This is a genomic window from Microbulbifer mixtoriginis (SeqCode) (assembly GCF_052466865.1).
On sequence record NZ_CP174293.1, the window covers coordinates 4,803,179 to 4,821,147 of the forward strand.

Below are 17,969 nucleotides of genomic sequence, written 5' to 3' on the forward strand. Positions count from 1 at the left end.
TACGCTAGAACCGACAAGCTGCAATCAAGCCCCATACTTCAAACCTTTCTCAAAAGCCCCCACTTATGCAACTAAAGTTAGTTTTAGGCAATTTATTAAATAGAAAAGTTGGTCCAGAATTGGGAGGGCCTTAAATAAATTCACAATGTAGCTTTAGGGCTTCAAGTGGTAACAACGAACTATTTAAAGATTGTCTAAGATAACTGTCCCAATTGTCGGAAAATAAAAATGAACGACAAGCTCGCAGGGCTCAGCCAAACACAACTCGATGCACACTGGATGCCCTACACCGGTAACCGGCAGTTCAAACGAGACCCACGAATTATTACAGCCGCTGATGGATGTTATTTCACCAGCGCTGATGGTCGCCAGATATTCGATGGCCTTTCAGGCCTGTGGACCTGTGGCGCGGGTCATAATCGAAAAGAAATCGCCAAAGCCATTAACCAGCAGTTGGAGACTCTAGACTTCGCCCCCTCCTTTCAGTTTGGCCACCCCGGCTCATTCAAGTTGGCGGAACGAATCACTCGCTTAATGCCGGAGGGCCTCAATCGGGTATTTTTCACCAATTCCGGTTCTGAAGCAGTGGAGACCTCGCTGAAGATTGCCCGTGCCTATTGGCGCAAAAGAGGACTGGCCAGCAAGACCAAACTGATTGGTCGAAGTAAGGGATATCATGGAGTGAATTTTGGTGGAGTTAGTGTCGGCGGCATCGGAGCCAACCGAGCCATCTATGGTCCGGCGCTCTCCACCGCTCACCTCCCCCATACACTACTGCCAGAAAATCGCTTTAGTCGCGGACAGCCTGAATATGGGGCACACCTTGCCGAATCACTATTAGAAATTATTGAGCTACACGATGCTAGCAATATTGCCGCTGTCATCGTTGAGCCAATGGCTGGCTCCGCCGGTATTTTACCCCCACCAGAAGGCTACCTACAGCGACTTAGAGATATTTGCGAGCAACACCAAATCCTACTGATTTTCGACGAAGTAATCACCGCATTTGGCAGACTGGGCACTGCCACAGGTGCAGAGCTTTTTGGCGTAGTTCCAGATATTATCAACATCGCCAAGCAACTCACTAACGGAGTCATCCCCATGGGAGCCACGGTGGTGCAGCAAACGATCTATGAGACGTTTATGCAGCAAGGAGGAGCCGACTACCAGTTGGAGCTGCCCCATGGATACACTTATTCAGCGCACCCAGTAGCCTGTGCAGCAGCACTTGCTACCTTGGATCTTCTAAAGAGAGATAACCTTTTCAAGCACTCAGCAGAGCTTGCCTATCTTCTGGAAGAATATATACATCAGCTGAGCAACTTGCCTCTGGTTTACGATATCCGCAACTGTGGCCTAGCCGCTGCGCTAACGATTGAGAGAGCCCCAGGGGAACCCTTATTACGCCCATTCCGCATTGCCTTAAAGATGTGGGAGAAAGGCTTTTATGTTCGTTATAGCGGAGACACCATTCAATTGGGCATGCCATTTATTACACGCCGTGAAGAGATTGATGGACTGGTAAACGCCCTCGCTGAGTCTGTTCTTGAAGTTGCTAACGGTCAATAGCGTTTTTATTCTGTTAGCGGCTTCCCCCCCTTGCTAAACAGCAATTCACCCCATAAGAACAACCCCTTAACGCTCAAGCCCTGTTAATAAAATAATCCCGAATCTACATGGGATATAATTTTGAAGACTAACCCACTTTAACCGCTTTTTATTTGGGCCATTTCATCTATTTATTGTATAGCACCAATAGTAAGATTCTCGGTGCATACATTGCGGACCAATATAGAATCACAGCAATAACAACTAACCGATCGGTGAGACCACCATGATCAACCAAACCAAGATTAAAAGATTAAGACTTATTACCACTCTCTTGTGCAGTATCATGTTCGCTGCCTGTGAGCAAAAGCCAGGTAGTACAGAAGCCGCACAAACTTCTACAACAAAACCTGTAACAAGAGCGGAGATCGCGGGGCTATCTGAGAAATATGCAAAGCTGAGAAAACAGCAAATTGCAGAGGTAGATTACCAACTGAGTATTCATCTTGATCGCAACGGAGAAAGTTTTTCCGGCACAGTTGTAACTGAAATTGAATTCAACAAACCCTTACAACAGCCTCTAACTGTCGATTTCTCTGGAGGTACTGTTGAAACTGTACAGGTGGATAACCAAAAGACTCCTTTCAGTTACAATGGACATTTTATTCGTATTGATAATACACAGCTGCCCAATAAGAAGCATACAATTACAATAAATTATCGACATCCTTATTCAAATAATGGGTCGGGTCTATACCGATTTAAAGACGCTATAGATGGTAGAGTCTATTTATACACTGATTTTCAACCCTATGACGCCAATCGCCTTTTCCCACATTTTGACCAACCGAACCTTAAAGCTCGCTATACACTAGATGTCACAGCGCCAAAAGAGTGGGAGGTAATCAGTGCGGAGCGGGAACATAGAGTAGAGCACGAGGGTGAAATAAAGCATTGGTTTTTTCCACAAACTCCAAAGTTCTCATCCTACATATTCTCATTACACGCTGGGCCCTACCATATTTGGGAGGATAACGCCAAAGGTATCCCTCTACGCCTGATGGCCCGTCAGAGCCTGGCACAATATGTTAAAACCGAAGACTGGTTTACCTTCACTAAGCAGTCCTTTGCATTTTTCCAACCCTATTTTGGAATAGATTACCCCTTTAATAAGTATGATCAGATCCTGGTACCCGACTTCAATGCGGGTGCCATGGAAAATGTGGGAGCAGTCACTTTTAATGATGCCTACGTATCTCGTGGAGAAAAAACCCAGGCCCAGCGTATGCGCTTGGCCAATGTTATTGCGCACGAATTGGCACATCAGTGGTTTGGCAATCTAGTGACCATGAACTGGTGGGACGATCTTTGGCTAAATGAAAGTTTTGCCACTTATATGGCCAACCTATCTTTAGCAGAGAACAGTGAATTTTCCAATGCCTGGGAAAATTTTTATCTTGGTACTAAACAGTGGGCTTATTACTCCGATCAAAGGCCCACTACTCATGCCATCCAGCTACCAGTAAAAAATACCGAAGAAGCTTTTAGTAATTTTGATGGTATTACCTACGGCAAAGGGGGCTCTATACTCAAACAATTACCCTATTTCCTCGGTAAAGAAAAATTTCGTCAAGGCGTTAGCAGTTACCTGAAAGAGTTTTCTTACAAAAATTCTACACTTGATGATTTTATTAATCATCTGGGCAAGGCCGCCAGCATCAATCTGGAGGAATGGCAACAACAATGGCTTTATCAAGCCGGTCTTAACACTATTGAAGCAAGTTTCGAATGTGAAAATGATCGGATTACCGGCCTTAGTCTGACACAGACAGCTCCAGATGATTACCCAACGCTACGCGAACAACGCACTCAGCTCGGTTTCTATCGCATAAATGAAGGGGTTATGAAACGTTATGCCACCCTGCCGGTAATTTATAGCGGTGAATTAACCAAAATAGAGAGCGCTAAAGGGTTATCCTGCCCTCAGATTCTCTATCCTAACGAGGAAGATTGGGCTTTTGCCAAGGTAACTCTTGACAAAATTACACTGAAAAATGTGGCTCAATACCTCCATGCCATTGAAAATCCTTTCACCCGTCTTATGCTGTGGCAAAGCCTATTCGACAGCGCCTATGATGCAAAGCTCCCCCTTGATGAATACATCAGTTTTGTTATTAATAATGGTGTCGCCGAACAAGATATCAGTGCTATTCGACTCAATGCGCGCTATTTAAATTATGTCCATAGTTATCTAAACCAAGTTCCTATTGATCAACAGCGCCGTAGTAAAATTCTAAAAACCATGGAGGATTTTGCGTGGGAGCGGCTACAGCAGGCACCTGCAGGCAGCGATCAACAAAAGACTTGGTTTGAGCTATTTACCGAAATAGCTCATTCGAACAGCGCGCTCAACAATGCCAAACTATTACTGATGGGTGAGCTCTCAGTTAAAGGACTGATCTTAGATCCGGATATGCGCTGGGATTTAATTCACCTGCAAAATCGCTATTTATATTCTGATTATGAACAAGCTATTGCCCGTGAACTAAGCAAAGATAGCTCAGACAGATCAAAACTGAATGCCATTGCTGCCGAAGCGGTAAGACCTTTACCAGAAATCAAACAAAAATGGCTAGAAAACCTAATTCAGCACAGGGATAACTTCAAGTTGAGTGAACTGCGCAAGGCCTCTTATTCTCTATTTAAAGATGAACAAATCTCCCTATTTAATAATAACAGCGAAAAAATCCTTTACGCACTGGAGCAAATTAATAATGAGGATTCCTCAGAGCTAATCAGTAGCTATACCAATATTTTTCCCCTAATGTGCTCAAATGAGGGCGCTCAAAAAATAAGCACCATTCTTGAAGAAAACCCTCAATTTAAGCCCACACTGGTTAAAGCATTAAAAAATCACCTCTACACCAGTGAACGATGCATCAAAATGGGGCAAGCTTTACTCATCAAGAATAAAGGATAACATCGGATTCTATTTTTATAGATGTCCTGTAGAGTGCACAAAAAAATAAAAGAATCAATACTATAAGAATGTTTAAGGGCCTATGGGCCCTTATTTATTGAACTCGCCTTCCAATGGATAAATGCCTATAAAACAATGAAAACAATTACTACCCAACATAATTTAGACCTGCATAAATTAAACCTCAATGGTATCTATACTTAAAATAAAAAAGGCATCTCTATGTATATAGCGGTTCAAAAAGACGATCTATCAGATGGTACCGTCGTAGAGTTATTGGCGCAGCACCTAAAAGAAATGCAACAGCACTCCCCCCCTGAAAGTGTGCACGCCCTCAAACCAGAAGAGTTAGTTGATCCCAAAATCACCTTCTGGAGCGCAAAGATCAATGGCGTTCTAGCAGGCTGTGGCGCCCTCAAGGAAGTCTCCTCTACTCTGGGAGAAATCAAGTCAATGAAAACCAGCCAATCTTTTCTACGCAAAGGTGTCGCTAAAGCAGTATTACAGGAGATAATAAATGAAGCCAGAAGACGGGGTTACAGTGAGGTAAAGCTTGAAACTGGTAACAGGTTAAATTTTGCTCCAGCAATAGCACTTTACTATCAAAATGGCTTTAAATCCTGCGGGCCATTTTCCAACTATAGAGAGGATCCACACAGTCTATTTTTTACAAAAAAACTTAGGCTGTAAGCAAGCTTTACCATTTAATTTAAGGGAAGATACAAACATATGCCTTACTCTAGAAGAGATTTTTTAAAAATTATCGGAGCGGCACCATTTATACTAGGTGGAATGGAGGGGAAAGCTGGAACATGGCAATCTGCCCATAAACCACGATTCATTAAACTACCAGACTTAAAAACAGCCGTTCAGGAAATATACCCCTCTGTATTCTTTGGAGAAATCTATATTTCAGGTGGTTTTATTCCATCATCTAATTCCATATTTTATGGTCTAGCCCCTACAGATCGCACCTATATATTCTCACCCCAAACCAAAACTTGGCGAGATGGTCCACCACTTCCAGAAGCTATACACCATCTAGGTATGGCTGCAAACTCCAAATATCTTTATGGCATTGGAGGTTTCAATGGAGTAAAAAACAATGCTTGGCAGGCCAAGGCTACTGTTTATAAGCTGTCCAACAGTGAAGATATCTGGACCTCTGGGCCCCGCTTGCCCGCTCCCATGGCCGAAAGCATCTATGCCAACACATCAAAAGGCATCCATGTTATCGGTGGAAAAACACCTAACGACCAACTTAAAAATAGCGATACGAAAAATCATTATATATTGATAGACAATGCCAACTGGGAAACTGCAGCTCCGGCGACTATCAGCCGAAATTCCGCAGCAGGTGCGGCATTAAACAATAGAATCTATGCTATTGGTGGGCGCCAAGCTAGCAATGGAAATAATAAGGCTAGGAATCTCTCCTACGCGGAAGTCTATGATCCCAGCTTGGACAAGTGGAGTAAAATACGACCGCTACCCCAATCACTTGCCGGGCTAACTGCCACACCATTAAAGGGAAAGATAATAGTTACCGGTGGAGAAGCCTTTGGCCCCAACGGTTACTGGAAAACAGGCTCTGCATTTAACTCGATCTGGTCATACAACCCAATTAGTGATCAGTGGAGAAAAGAAATCTCTCTCCCTATAGCTCGCCATGGACACGGTGCTGTTACAATTAACGATGCCATTTATATTATTGGCGGAGCCGCTAAAGTTGGTCCACAAGAGACCTTAGCGTCGACTATAAAAATGAACTGGAAACCATAACCCCTAGATTTTTAATTTTCCGTATAAGCTTGGATTAATTATGCTTAAAAAAAGAGAATATCCCTTTCTACCGTCACAAAAAGGCCCTTATGTACATTCTGTTATCCATGAAAATACGCTCTACATTTCGGGCTTGACCGCACAGGGAACCACTTCTCAGAAAAAAGAATTTTTAGATCAAGCCCAAGAGGTACTCTCTCAGATAGATAATATCCTGGAATACGAGGGGCGGAACAAGTCTGATCTCATTAAGTTAACAATCTTCATAAAGGACATAGAACAGACCAGTAACCTGCGCAAAGCGTTATTTCAGTTTTATGACGGAAACTTGCCAGCCTGTTCACTAGTAGAAGTTTCTAATCTGATTCACCCTGACCTAAAACTAGAGATTGAGGCAATAGCGGCTATGGTATAAGGCCATCAAGGCTAGAATCACCATTCGCCTCCCCTAGGAGGCCCATTACGCTCTACACCGAGATAGCCTATATATCTATCCCGTATCTCCCGCACATACTTAACCGGCTCCCGACCCCGTACATAGCCAAAGCGACTCTGGCGATAGTATTCAGGCTTGGATAACAACAGCATGGCCTGTTCTACATGGCCAAACCATTTATTGGGATCTAATTCCATGCGCTGGGCAAGGGCTATAGCATCACGTACATGGCCATGGCCGGCATTATAAGCAGCCAAAGTAAAGTATATTTTTTGCTCCTGCGAAAGCATCTGTGGGAAGCGTTGATCCAGCCAATCTAGATAGGAGACTCCCGCACGGATGCCATTCTCAGGCTCATAAAGATTATCAACCCCTAATTGGCGAGCAGTACGCGGGAGCACCTGCATCAGACCTTGAGCCCCGGCAAAGGAACGGGCGCGGGGATTGAACTGGCTTTCTTGGTACATCTGAGCAACCACCATGCGCCAGTCACGATCCGTTTTATCCGTATATTTATGGACTATAGGATCGTAGGGTGAAAGTGAATCACTACTACTGCGCAGGCGATTTTCCTGATGGCGAAGAATACGCTTTTTCTCTTTAAAGTACTTATTGTAAGTAACATTAAAAAACAAATCGCGATCGTGTTTATTTAAAAAGTTATTTAATTTTCCCAGCAGTTGGCTTTGATCTGCACGCACAGCCCAGGCTATTTCTCTGACACTGGGCAATTCAGCCACCACCCTAAAATCATCGCGATAAGTGCTCTCGATCGCAACCAGATGAGAATCTGCAATCGTATAGGGAAATAACCCCTGAGCAACGGCATCGATTAAATATTCGGTTGTTGCGCCTAGCTGCTCAGATATCTGAAGTGGGGCGATTCCCTGCTCCCGCTGCAATACCACCATCTCTGAGAGACTCTCACGGTAGCTGGTTTGTGGGTTTACAGCCACCATCTTTCCCGACAGCATTTGCTCTAAGGGCACATCTCCTTGCAGGGAGATATCTTTGCTTGGAGCAATCAGCTGTTCAGTCACCTCAAGGTAGGGGCGTGTAAAAACGAGCCCCTGCTTACGGCGCATCTCGGTAATCGTCAGTGACGAGGCGATCATATCACCCATACCTGCCTGCAGGGCATCTGCTAAATCCATATCCGCATCGGGCACAACCATACTGAGGCGAAGCTTATGGTCACGAGCAAATTTTTTCAGCAGGTCATAGTCGAACCCCATCAATTCTCCACGCCAAATAAAGTAAGAAGCTGGATGATTACGGGTCAGTACTCGCAGAGTGCCATCCGCTAAAATACCCTCCCAATCCCGCATCATTTTATTGGAGTTTTGCCCGGCCAATACCAATTCTGCCGTCAGGAATTCATTGAGCTCACGTCGTAGCTCTGTGGCATTGAGACGCACTGCCCAGGCAATATCTCTGCTGGATTCCAGCTGATCGCTGGCAGCGAGCTGCGGATAATCGGGCAAAAGCGCATCGGCCAAATTACTGTCCATCACGGTTGCCTGATACTTACCTGCGACAACAGCATCTAACAATGCGCTGTTTGCCACCGCACCATCCAAGAGCGTGACCTTATAGGCCTGATCTGTATCTTCACTCAAGGTTTCGGCATAGGCACTGCCACGGCGTACGGCTACCTCCTGTAGCGGGCTATTCAAATCGCGAAGCGTAATTACTAGTTCATTCACCGTTTGTAGCGGCCGTGTGAACGCCACCTGCGAGCGTCTTTTGGCCGTGCGGGAGAAATTAGTGGCGATCACATCACCTCGGCCTTCTGCCAAAGCGGGGACCAAACCGGAAAAGTTATCCACATAAACCCACTGGGGCCTTAGGTTGCGGCTGTAGGCAAATTTTTCTGCAAGCTCCCGCCACTCTCCCTGCGGCAAGCCAGAACGCGGCAGGGCATCCTCCTCAGGGCCTCTGGGAGCAAGTAAGCGCAAGATGCCTCGCTCCTGTAAGGCGGGTAGGTCTCCGAGTTCCGGGTAGTTCGCAAAAACAATTTCAGGTTCTTTAGTGGGTTCAGCGACGACCTGTTGGGGTTCAACCTGCTGTGATTCTACTTGTTGAGAAGAGCGCTTTTCACAGCTTACTGAACACATAAGAGCGACGATCAGAAAAGTTATCGCGACTATTTTTTTATGCACAGTTCAACCTTATTTCAGCGAAATTGTTATTGTTATCCATCCACTTTTGGACTAAATAGCGAATTAGTGCGGCGTAGAGTATTACTGTCGCCGCAAGGCGTCGGCGTCTATAGGTATTTAAAAACAAATTCTGACTTCTGTTCGATGTCTTTCAATAGTTAAAAAGCACCGGGTAAGGCGTCATCGTTATAATGTTAGTAGTTAAGTAGTACTCCCCCTTTATCAGGAAGAAACCCAACATCAGTAACAATAAGCCAAATCGTACCAGTTTTCCGCAGCCTCAATAAAAAAAGCCCGGCAAACCAAATTGCCGGGCAAATATACGTTGGCGACTATGGGTTGTCTCTTACATCAAGTGACAGCCCCTCTATTATTCTGTGAGCATCTTATTGTTATTAGCTGGATTTAGGCTTGCCCTGTAGCTCCGCCAATCTCATTTTTATTTGTCGGTTCTCCTCCTCATCCGGGAGTTCGAACATCAGCGGCTTTGCCACCCGGGCAAAGTATTCCGCATTTTTCTGTTGATAGAGTTCTTCTGCCAGCCACTGAGCAATATGGAGCTCCCGCGGTGCGCGCTTATAAGCTTCTTCAAGCTTGGATAGATATTCCTCACGGGGATAGCTCAACATTTCCATAGCCATGGCCAGACCAAACCAGTGAGAAGCATTCTGAGGCTCTTTATTCACTAGGTAGTCGAACTCTTCACGGGCTTTTTTCAGGCTGCGTAAATCGCGGGCATCGTTGGGCACCGTGGCCTGTTGATTCACCGTCAGCCAGGCGTGGGCACTCAGGTACCAGGGTTGCCGGCGATCCTTTTTTGGCACACTGGCAAGCAAATGACTGGCCTGCGGAAAATCCCCTATACGCAGATCCGCACTCGCCTTAATGGCAGCCAGCTCAGTGCTATAGATCCCTGTGTGGTAGGAATAGGTAATCAGATCGTCGAGGGCTTGTAGGTTGTAACCAGACTGGGCAATAAAGTTCGCCAGTACATTTACTGCTTCCCGCTTTTGCAGGCGCTTCACTCGAGGTGTCACCTCTTTAAAATCAGCAGGGATATCCCCACTGACCACCTCATATTCCCCTGAGTCAAATGCGGCTACATACACTTTTTCAAGCTCTTTTACCGACATTCCCAGGGCTTTCTCCAGTGATTTCACCGGATCTGCACCATCGTTGTAGTCTTTGACAAACTGCTTAAATTCTTCCGCCTTATCGCCCTCCATCATTAACCAGTGGGACAGCAACCAACCACTGGCATAGATATCGGCTTTCTCCTCGGGGTCGGTATCGTACACCGTTGCACGCAGCAGCCGGTCGAGCGGCATCAAGCCGGCATACATCAGAGTCTGAGCGCGCTCCTGGGGAATTTCGCCCAGTTCATAACGTCCCTTTTTAGGGAAGGACATAGTCGCCATAAATTCGGCAAAGCCCTCGCTATACCAGTAGGGGAAATGCGTGGTATTGCCGTTATAGCTAAGGAAATGGGTATATTCGTGAAAGAGAAATTCACGGGCCTTAAGCTGTTTTTTTACACTGCGGCCATCCAGGTTCACCAGGGCATAACTGCCCTCGGCGGAGGTATCAAACAGGCCGTTGGTCATCTCCGCCAACTCAGCCCCAACCAGACCCGCATAGGTTTTGCGGTCCCCGGCCGCATAAATTGTGAGCTTAGGGACGCTGGGGTCTACCTCCAACAGCTCTATAGCCACGGCGCGATAGCGCTCCAGATCGGCCACCAGGGTTTTTACCGCTTTGGGGTCGCCATCGGTAATAACCCGAAAGTTTTTACTGTCTACCTGATACCAGATCTCCTCGCCGAGATAGCGGGATGCAGCATTGGCAGACAGAGAGAAAACGAAAAAAAGTACTAAGAAAACAGCTGAGCGAGAAACCATAGTTCAGGCCACCGAGTCATTGTTGCCGAAGCCCTCCGTGGCCAAATCGTAGAAGCACACATTACCGGTTTTTATTGATCAAAAAAAGATCAATATGAATAAGAAATGAACTTTTTAGGCGATTTTTATGTGACCATCTGGACAAAGTGAATTTAAAAAAGTCGATATAAAAACCTAATGGGGGCAGCGACAAACTACGAGACAAGCGTCTCATTTTTTAATCAAACAGCATACAAATACGCGGCCGGGTTCTATATATTGCGCTCCTGACCAATGTATTAATCATGGTCAAAAAATAAAAATAATTTACTTTGATGAGAGAAAAAAATGAAAACTACACCACTACTGGCGCTGCTTGGCGGCGCTATGATGTCAGCGCATGCCTGGTCGGCCCCTGAATATATTTCCGACCTGGATATTACCTCTTTCGACGGAACGGTACTCGATGCCAACCTGTTTGTGCCGGAAACCCCGGCACCAGCGGAGGGCTACCCTACCGTGATCTTCACCAACAGCTGGGGCTTGGAAAAACGCCAATACCACTTCCAGGCCAAGGAGCTGGCTGAAAATGGATACCTGGTTTTGAGTTACTCCACCCGCGGCTTTGGCCACTCCGGTGGACTGGTGGACGTGGCCGGAGAGAACAGCATTGCCGATGTGGGTGTGCTAATTGATTGGCTCGAATCCAATTACTCCGTGGGCAAACTGGGAATGGCTGGTATTTCTTATGGTGGCGGTATTTCCCTACTAAGCGCCGCGCAAGACTCCCGTATTGATGCGGTTGCTGCGCTGTCCGGCTGGGCCGATGTAGTTGAAGCGCTTTACCCCAATGAAACCGTTAACTTGGTCTGGGGTAGCTTACTTGTCACTACCGCCTTCGATAAAGAAGCTGAACTTGAGCAAGTCTGGGATGACCTGCGCAGCGGCCAGAACATGGAGCAAGTTATAGAGTTCGGCGCCAAACGCTCGGCAATAAGCTATGTCGATCAACTAAATGAAAATGGCACTGCAGTACTAGTATCGAATAACTTTGCCGATTATCTTTTCAAGCCCAACAGCATGACAGACTTCTTCTCCCTACTTGAGGGGCCCAAGAAGCTAATGCTAAACCCTGGTACCCACGCCATTACCGAGACACTCTCTGGCAACGATGGACACATTTGGTCTACCAGCTTCCGCTGGTTCGATCACCACCTGAAGGGCAAAGACAACGGAATCAACCGCGAACCTAAAGTGGACATGACCGTGCGTATCAGCAACAAGCTGGAGCACTATGAGGACTACCCAGTAACCCAAGAGAGCACCACCTGGTATCTACAACCACGCTTTACCATGTTCAATAGCGGCAGTATGGAGAGCGGTAAATATGATGGCTGGAGCTGGAGTAATGAATTCCACGGGGGCTGGGATACCTTTGCTGGTACCGGTATCCCATTGGTTTCCGATGCCTTAGAAGGTTTCGGCATTCCGGTATACGCTCCTATGATGGCAATCAACGGTTACTATGCCATCGAATACAAGTCACCAAGGCAGTCTGAGACCCTGAAAGTCCGCGGCGCACCAAAGCTAGAGATGTGGATCGAGCCCAGTAAGAGCGAGGTTCAAATGAATGTACATCTCTACGATGTCAATTTCTTTGGCCTTGGCCGCCTGATCACCCACGCACCAATTACTGTGCGCACTGAACAGCCAGGTAAGAAGCAAAAAGTGGAGGTTGAACTGTTCACCACCAGCTACGATGTGCCTGCTGGTCACCGAGTAGTTATGGCTATTGATACTCAAGGCCCTATTTACAAGAAGCCACAAGATACCAACTACACCATCACTGTGCCCTATAGCAGCAGCAAGGTTTCCAGTTTAACTGTCCCACACCTGTAAACTTTCACAGCCATCACCATGCCCAGCGCTTGATCGCCGGGCATGGCATTCCCCCTGGATCTATCTCAACGCCCACAGCCCCACGTAATTTTCCGCCAAAGCGGTACAATGGCCTTTTTTTGGCCAAGTACCCCATCGCTCTATGAACAAGAAGATACCGCTCGCCCTGCTGAGCGCGGCGCTGTTATCAGTAACAGTCGCCGGGTGTAACCCGGCGGAAAAGGCCCCGCAGAAAATCGACCAGGAATCCAGCGCTCAAATGACAGCCCTGGACATCAGAGAAGCGCCTGAGGGCAAGCTTCCCCAAGGAGTAAAGCCCAGCGCCTACCACCTGGACCTGACTCTCGATCCTCGCAAAGATACTTTCAGTGGCCGTGTCGCTATCGACATTCAGCTGGACCAGGCCGGCAACCATATCTGGTTGCACGGCAAGAACCTGTCGGTAACCAAAGCCACTGCGCAACTGGCAGACGGGCGTGAGGTGCAAGCCAGCTACCGCGAGGTCCTCGACAGCGGCGTCGCCACGGTTGAATTCTCCGAGCAACTGCCGGCGGGCAGTTTTACTCTGCAGATGGATTACGCCGCGGACTTTGATCGCAACCTGGCCGGCCTGTTTAAAGTGGAAGAGCAGGGCAATGCCTATGCCCTGGCCAAGTCTGAGTCCATCCAGGCGCGCAAATATCTGCCCGGTTTCGACGAACCCGGCCTAAAGGCGCCCTTTTCCATCAGCCTCACTGTGCCCGAGGGCTACGCCGCTATCAGTAATGGGCTGGAATTAAAACGCGAGACTGTGCCGGGCGGCATGGAGAAAGTGACTTTTGCCACCACTCCCCCCATGTCCACTTATCTGCTGTCCCTCTCGGTAGGTCCCTTCGATGTGGTTGAGCGCGCAGCTATTCCACCGAGTAAGTACCGCAAGGACCCGATTCCCCTGCGCGGTTTTGCGCGTCAGGGCCGCGGTGGCGATATGAATTACATCCTCGATATCACCCCCAAAATGGTGGAGACCTTCGAGAATCAACTGCAGCGCCCCTACCCCTTTAAAAAGCTCGATATTATCGCCGCGCCCCAGTGGCCCAGTGGCGCCACCGAATTGTCTGCAGCCATCACTTATCGCGAACAACGCATTCTGGTGGGCGATAACCCCGCTCCCGGCGCGCGGCTGGCTCTGGTAGAGGTACACGCCCATGAAATCGCGCATATGTGGTTTGGCAACCAGGTGACTCCCCCCTGGTGGGACGACCTATGGCTAAAAGAGGGCTTCGCCACCTGGGGCGAACCACTGGCCCTGCGTATTATGGAACCCGAGGGCGGCCACGACCTAAACGCCGCCACCTACGCAATCGGCGCTATGCAGTTGGACTCCCTCGCCAGCACCCGCGCCATTCGCGAGCCTGTTAGCGACAACAACAATATCCGCAACGCCTACGACTCCATCACCTATTCCAAGAGCCTGGGCGTTATCAATATGGTGGATAACTACTTCGGCGCGGAGAAATTCCGTCCGGCCCTGGGCCGCTATCTGGAAGCTTTTAACGGTGGTGAGGCAGACTCCCCTTCTTTCTACAAAGTGATCGGGAAGGAAACCAATACCCCGGAACTGACAGAGACTTTCCGTAGTTTTGTCGAACAAAAAGGTGTACCGCAACTGGAGCTGGCCCTGGACTGCAGCAATCCGGCCCAAGCCAAACTGCATGTCACCCAGAGCCGCTACAAACCCCTTGGCTCCCCTATTGCTACAACCGCACAGCAGTGGAGTATCCCCTTCTGCTTTAGCAGCGACAGCGGCACCCAGCAGTGTCAGATACTGACCGGTAAAAAAGAGACCCTGGAACTCGCTGCAGGCAGCTGCCCCAGCTGGGTAATGCCCAACGCACAGGGCAGCGGCTACTACCGCTGGAACCTGCCCGAGCCCCAGTGGCAGGCCCTTACCGAGCACTTCACCCAGTTCGCCCCTACGGAGCAACTTTCAATTATCGACAGCGCCTTCGCTGCCTTCGAAGCCGGTAAGCTACCTGCTCCCCGCTTGCTCGACGTTGTGCGCCAGTCAGCGAAAGCAGACAAGCGCCAGGTAATTACCATGCCTCTGCGCTACCTGCGTAAGTACCGCGATAATTATCTCGACGATGCCGAGCGCTTGGCTTTCCTAAACTTTGCCCAGAACCTTTATCTGCCACTATTGAGCAACAGCGCGAGCAGCGAAGATGCCGACCAGCAAATGCTGCACAGCGCCCTGCTCGGTTTTATGGCACTGGTGGCAGAAGATCCGGATACCCGCAAACAGTTAATGGAAAAGGCTACAGCCTTTACCGGCTTTAACACCGAGCGCGATCCCCAGGCATTGAACTCCGACCTGTACGAAGCCGCCCTGACCGTGGCTATCCAGGATGCCGGAGAGGACTTCCTCACACACCTGATTAAAGTGCGCACCGAGCTGGATGATCCACGCTTTGAAAACGCCAGTGCCAATGCCATCGGCAGCAGTAATAGCCCCAAGCAAATAGAGACTATCCAAAAGTTAGCACTCAGCGAACAGATGGGTCCGCGGGAGTCTTTTGCAATGATTCGCTACGCCCTGGCGCAGCCGCTGGTGCAGGAGCAACACTGGGCTTGGCTGCGCAATAATTTTGTCCAGGTTGTGGATAAAATCCCCGCGCAGATCCGCCGCCATACACCCGCATTTGCCAATGCCTTCTGCGATAAAAAACAATTGGATGAATTGCAGCAGCTATTCGCCCAGCACGGCAAGCTGACGCCCGGCTACCAGCGCAGCCTGGCGCAGACTGAAGAGCGTATTCAGTTGTGTATGGCATTGCAGGAAAAAGGCCAGTCGCTGATGGAGGCTCTACCAAAATCGGTAGAGCTGGCAAATAAATAAGCCGCTATTTTTTGTTATTTATCCCGTACAGGGTGAGGAAATTTCCCCACCCTGTACACGCTAAACCTTCCAACCAATAACCTGTGCAGACACCCGAATATTGCACCGGTACCCTTCGATAGTTTTTTCAGCTTTCGCTTTTATTGTGCTTGCGCAAGCGGAATGCCAGCCAGATCATGGGCAGGCCAAAGATAATGGCATAGGCCCCGATCACCCACACCAGTGCCAGGGCTCCGGCTCCAGGGCTGACCAATATTGCCAGGCCAAAAATTACCGAGAGTACACCGATCGCAATCAACAACCACTCGTTGTCGATTTCCTTGCGCAGTCGGATCGCTCCAACAATTTCAAATATTCCCCGCACCAATGCCCAGGCACCGATAAAAATCACCAGTACCAAAGCGGTTACCTGGGGAAACATAAAAGTCACAATACCCGCAGCCAGGCTGATCAGGCCGGACACAATCAGCCACCAAAGAGGAGTGCTCGCATGCCGCCCCATAACTGCCGCCACCAAAGAAAAAATACCATCGAGCAGGGCATAGATACCAAAGAGAAAAACCAGAGTGAGTAGTGACAACCCCGGCCAGATAAATGTCAGCACACCGAAGATTACCGCGATAACACCGCGCAACAGCAGTAACCACCAGTTGGCGGAGAGCACCTTCAATATGGGGCCGGCGGGGATAGGAGAAGTATCAGTGGACATAAGCAGTCCCCGGGTTACAGATCAGCATTGAGTGAAGCGCCAGGCTGTGAAGCCTTGCAGAGCCGAACATATTTTCCCTGGAACCAGCAAAAATAAGAGAGCGGCGGCCCACGGCCGCGACCAAATAGTCGACTCTGCAAAGACTATGATCGCGCCGCAGGCCGCTAATTTCAGTGTAGCCCTTAACGACAAATAGGCGCAGAAATCTTGTGAACGGAAAAATCAGGCAAGCGAGTAGTTAGAGGGCGGGTGCTTAGCATGGATGGGTTTTAGCGGGAGAAAAAAGGATTCAGAAAAGGAGACAACCGGCAGCCCTAAGGCTGCCAGCGGAGGGTATGGGTCAGGCCAACTCGCCGATCACACCGCGCAGTTTATCCACAATCGCATCGATCTCGTGTTTTTCGATAATCAGCGGTGGGGACATACACAGGGCATCGCCGATACCACGCGCCATTACCCCAGATTCCCAGGCCTTAAGGGAAGCCTTGCCTCCGAACTTACCTTTAAGGTTTTCAGGGGCACGTAGCTCGATAGCACCAACCAGACCGTAGTTACGCACATCGATCACATTGTCCATATCCGCCAGGCTGTGCAGGGCATTTTCCCAGTGCTGCCCGATTTCACCAGACGCGCGCGTGAGCAGACCTTCGCGCTCGTAAATATCCAGAGTCGCCATACCCGCAGCGCAGGCCACTGGATGTGCGGAATAGGTGTAACCGTGGAAAAATTCCACCATACCTTCGGCGGCTGCATTCATAACAGTGTTATGAATTTCGTCTTTTACAAACACCGCACTCAAAGGCACCGCCGCATTGGTAATACCTTTTGCGGAGGTGATCATATCCGGAGTCACATCGAACTCGATAGAAGCAAAAGCGGAACCGGTGCGGCCCCAACCGGAAATCACCTCATCAAATATCAGCAGCAGATCGTGCTTGTCACAGATCTCGCGCAGGCGCTTCAGGTAACCTTTGGGTGGCAGTACTACACCACCGGCACCGGCAAACGGCTCGACAATGACTGCAGCAATTTGATCGGCACCGTGGAAAGCCACCAGGCGTTCCAGGTCTTCCGCCAGCTCTATACCATGCTCCGGCAAACCGCGACTAAAGGCGTTGCGCTCGATATCCAGAGTGTGACGCATATGGTTCGCTTTCACCGGCTGGCCAAAGCCCTGGTAATTGGGAGCAATACCACCCACGGAAATACCGCCAAAGTTCACCCCGTGGTAGCCCTTTTCGCGACCGATAAACATGGTGCGAGTGCCCTTGCCACGCGCACGCTGGTATTGCAGAGCAATTTTCAGCGCGGTCTCTACGGCCTCGGAACCGGAGTTACCGAAAAATACATGGTCCAGGCCATCGGGAGTGTGCTTCACCAAGCGCTCGGAGTATTCAAAGCCCAACTCGTGACCAAAATTGAAGATGGAGCTGTAGTCCAGGGTTTTCGCCTGATGATAAATGGCTTCGGCAATTTCTGTGCGGCCGTGACCGGCATTACTGCACCAGAGACCGGCGGTGGCATCAATAATCTGGCGACCACCTTTTTCGGTGAGGTAGATACCCTCGGCGCGCTCAACAATCCGCGGGGCAGATTTAAAGGTGCGGTTGGGGGTAAAGGGCATCCAGAAAGCGTTGGTTGGCATTTCAGACATAAACTGTATCTCCGCAAGTTCCCTGAAACTTCAAAATATTTGCG

Annotated in this window: 11 protein-coding genes; 7 read left to right on the top strand and 4 right to left on the bottom strand. The window is 48.9% G+C overall.

Features of this window, described 5'->3' with window-relative positions; genetic code table 11:
- The first annotated feature begins 228 nt into the window (after positions 1–228).
- The 5 genes from aptA (ACJJJA_RS21405) (at position 229) to ACJJJA_RS21425 (ending at position 6,725) form a co-directional block, all read left to right on the top strand.
- Positions 229–1,569 (top strand): omega-aminotransferase AptA, encoded by a 1,341-nt coding sequence (gene aptA, locus ACJJJA_RS21405; RefSeq protein ID WP_444903323.1) that lies wholly within the window; start codon positions 229–231, stop codon positions 1,567–1,569.
- A 325-nt stretch (positions 1,570–1,894) separates the two neighbouring features.
- Complete coding sequence (gene pepN / locus ACJJJA_RS21410) at positions 1,895–4,528, top strand: aminopeptidase N (protein ID WP_444925251.1); 2,634 nt, start codon at positions 1,895–1,897, stop codon at positions 4,526–4,528.
- Between the two features lie 222 nt (positions 4,529–4,750).
- Complete coding sequence (locus tag ACJJJA_RS21415; protein WP_252083613.1) at positions 4,751–5,218, top strand: GNAT family N-acetyltransferase; 468 nt, start codon at positions 4,751–4,753, stop codon at positions 5,216–5,218.
- A 39-nt stretch (positions 5,219–5,257) separates the two neighbouring features.
- Positions 5,258–6,310, top strand: a complete 1,053-nt coding sequence (locus tag ACJJJA_RS21420) for a Kelch repeat-containing protein (RefSeq protein WP_444903325.1) — start codon at positions 5,258–5,260, stop codon at positions 6,308–6,310.
- Between the two features lie 40 nt (positions 6,311–6,350).
- A complete protein-coding gene (locus ACJJJA_RS21425) occupies positions 6,351–6,725 on the top strand; it encodes a RidA family protein (RefSeq protein WP_444887416.1) in 375 nt (124 codons plus the stop codon).
- Positions 6,726–6,742: 17 nt separating this feature from the next.
- Here the strand turns inward: ACJJJA_RS21425 and ACJJJA_RS21430 are convergent, their stop codons facing one another.
- Positions 6,743–8,908 (bottom strand): MltF family protein, encoded by a 2,166-nt coding sequence (locus ACJJJA_RS21430; RefSeq protein ID WP_444903326.1) that lies wholly within the window; start codon positions 8,906–8,908, stop codon positions 6,743–6,745.
- Positions 8,909–9,303: 395 nt separating this feature from the next.
- Complete coding sequence (locus ACJJJA_RS21435; RefSeq protein ID WP_444883016.1) at positions 9,304–10,806, bottom strand: hypothetical protein; 1,503 nt, start codon at positions 10,804–10,806, stop codon at positions 9,304–9,306.
- A 327-nt stretch (positions 10,807–11,133) separates the two neighbouring features.
- Between ACJJJA_RS21435 and ACJJJA_RS21440 the strand changes: the two genes are divergently transcribed.
- Positions 11,134–12,684, top strand: coding sequence for a CocE/NonD family hydrolase (locus tag ACJJJA_RS21440; RefSeq protein WP_252083618.1), 1,551 nt, complete (start codon positions 11,134–11,136; stop codon positions 12,682–12,684).
- A gap of 142 nt (positions 12,685–12,826) precedes the next feature.
- Positions 12,827–15,562, top strand: a complete 2,736-nt coding sequence (locus tag ACJJJA_RS21445; RefSeq protein WP_444903327.1) for a M1 family metallopeptidase — start codon at positions 12,827–12,829, stop codon at positions 15,560–15,562.
- Between the two features lie 127 nt (positions 15,563–15,689).
- Here ACJJJA_RS21445 and ACJJJA_RS21450 read toward each other — a convergent pair whose 3' ends face one another.
- Complete coding sequence (locus ACJJJA_RS21450; protein WP_444883019.1) at positions 15,690–16,271, bottom strand: HdeD family acid-resistance protein; 582 nt, start codon at positions 16,269–16,271, stop codon at positions 15,690–15,692.
- A 340-nt stretch (positions 16,272–16,611) separates the two neighbouring features.
- Positions 16,612–17,925 carry an omega-aminotransferase AptA gene (gene aptA / locus ACJJJA_RS21455; RefSeq protein ID WP_444887420.1) on the bottom strand — a complete coding sequence of 438 codons (1,314 nt, stop codon included), beginning with the start codon at positions 17,923–17,925 and terminating at the stop codon, positions 16,612–16,614.
- Positions 17,926–17,969 lie beyond the last annotated feature (44 nt).

Coding starts and splice junctions, on each gene's coding strand:
- aptA (WP_444903323.1), top strand. CDS start 229: ATGAACGACAAGCTCGCAGGGCTCAGCCAAACACAACTCGATGCACAC.
- pepN (WP_444925251.1), top strand. CDS start 1,895: ATGTTCGCTGCCTGTGAGCAAAAGCCAGGTAGTACAGAAGCCGCACAA.
- ACJJJA_RS21415 (WP_252083613.1), top strand. CDS start 4,751: ATGTATATAGCGGTTCAAAAAGACGATCTATCAGATGGTACCGTCGTA.
- ACJJJA_RS21420 (WP_444903325.1), top strand. CDS start 5,258: ATGCCTTACTCTAGAAGAGATTTTTTAAAAATTATCGGAGCGGCACCA.
- ACJJJA_RS21425 (WP_444887416.1), top strand. CDS start 6,351: ATGCTTAAAAAAAGAGAATATCCCTTTCTACCGTCACAAAAAGGCCCT.
- ACJJJA_RS21435 (WP_444883016.1), bottom strand. CDS start 10,806: ATGGTTTCTCGCTCAGCTGTTTTCTTAGTACTTTTTTTCGTTTTCTCT.
- ACJJJA_RS21440 (WP_252083618.1), top strand. CDS start 11,134: ATGAAAACTACACCACTACTGGCGCTGCTTGGCGGCGCTATGATGTCA.
- ACJJJA_RS21445 (WP_444903327.1), top strand. CDS start 12,827: ATGAACAAGAAGATACCGCTCGCCCTGCTGAGCGCGGCGCTGTTATCA.
- ACJJJA_RS21450 (WP_444883019.1), bottom strand. CDS start 16,271: ATGTCCACTGATACTTCTCCTATCCCCGCCGGCCCCATATTGAAGGTG.
- aptA (WP_444887420.1), bottom strand. CDS start 17,925: ATGTCTGAAATGCCAACCAACGCTTTCTGGATGCCCTTTACCCCCAAC.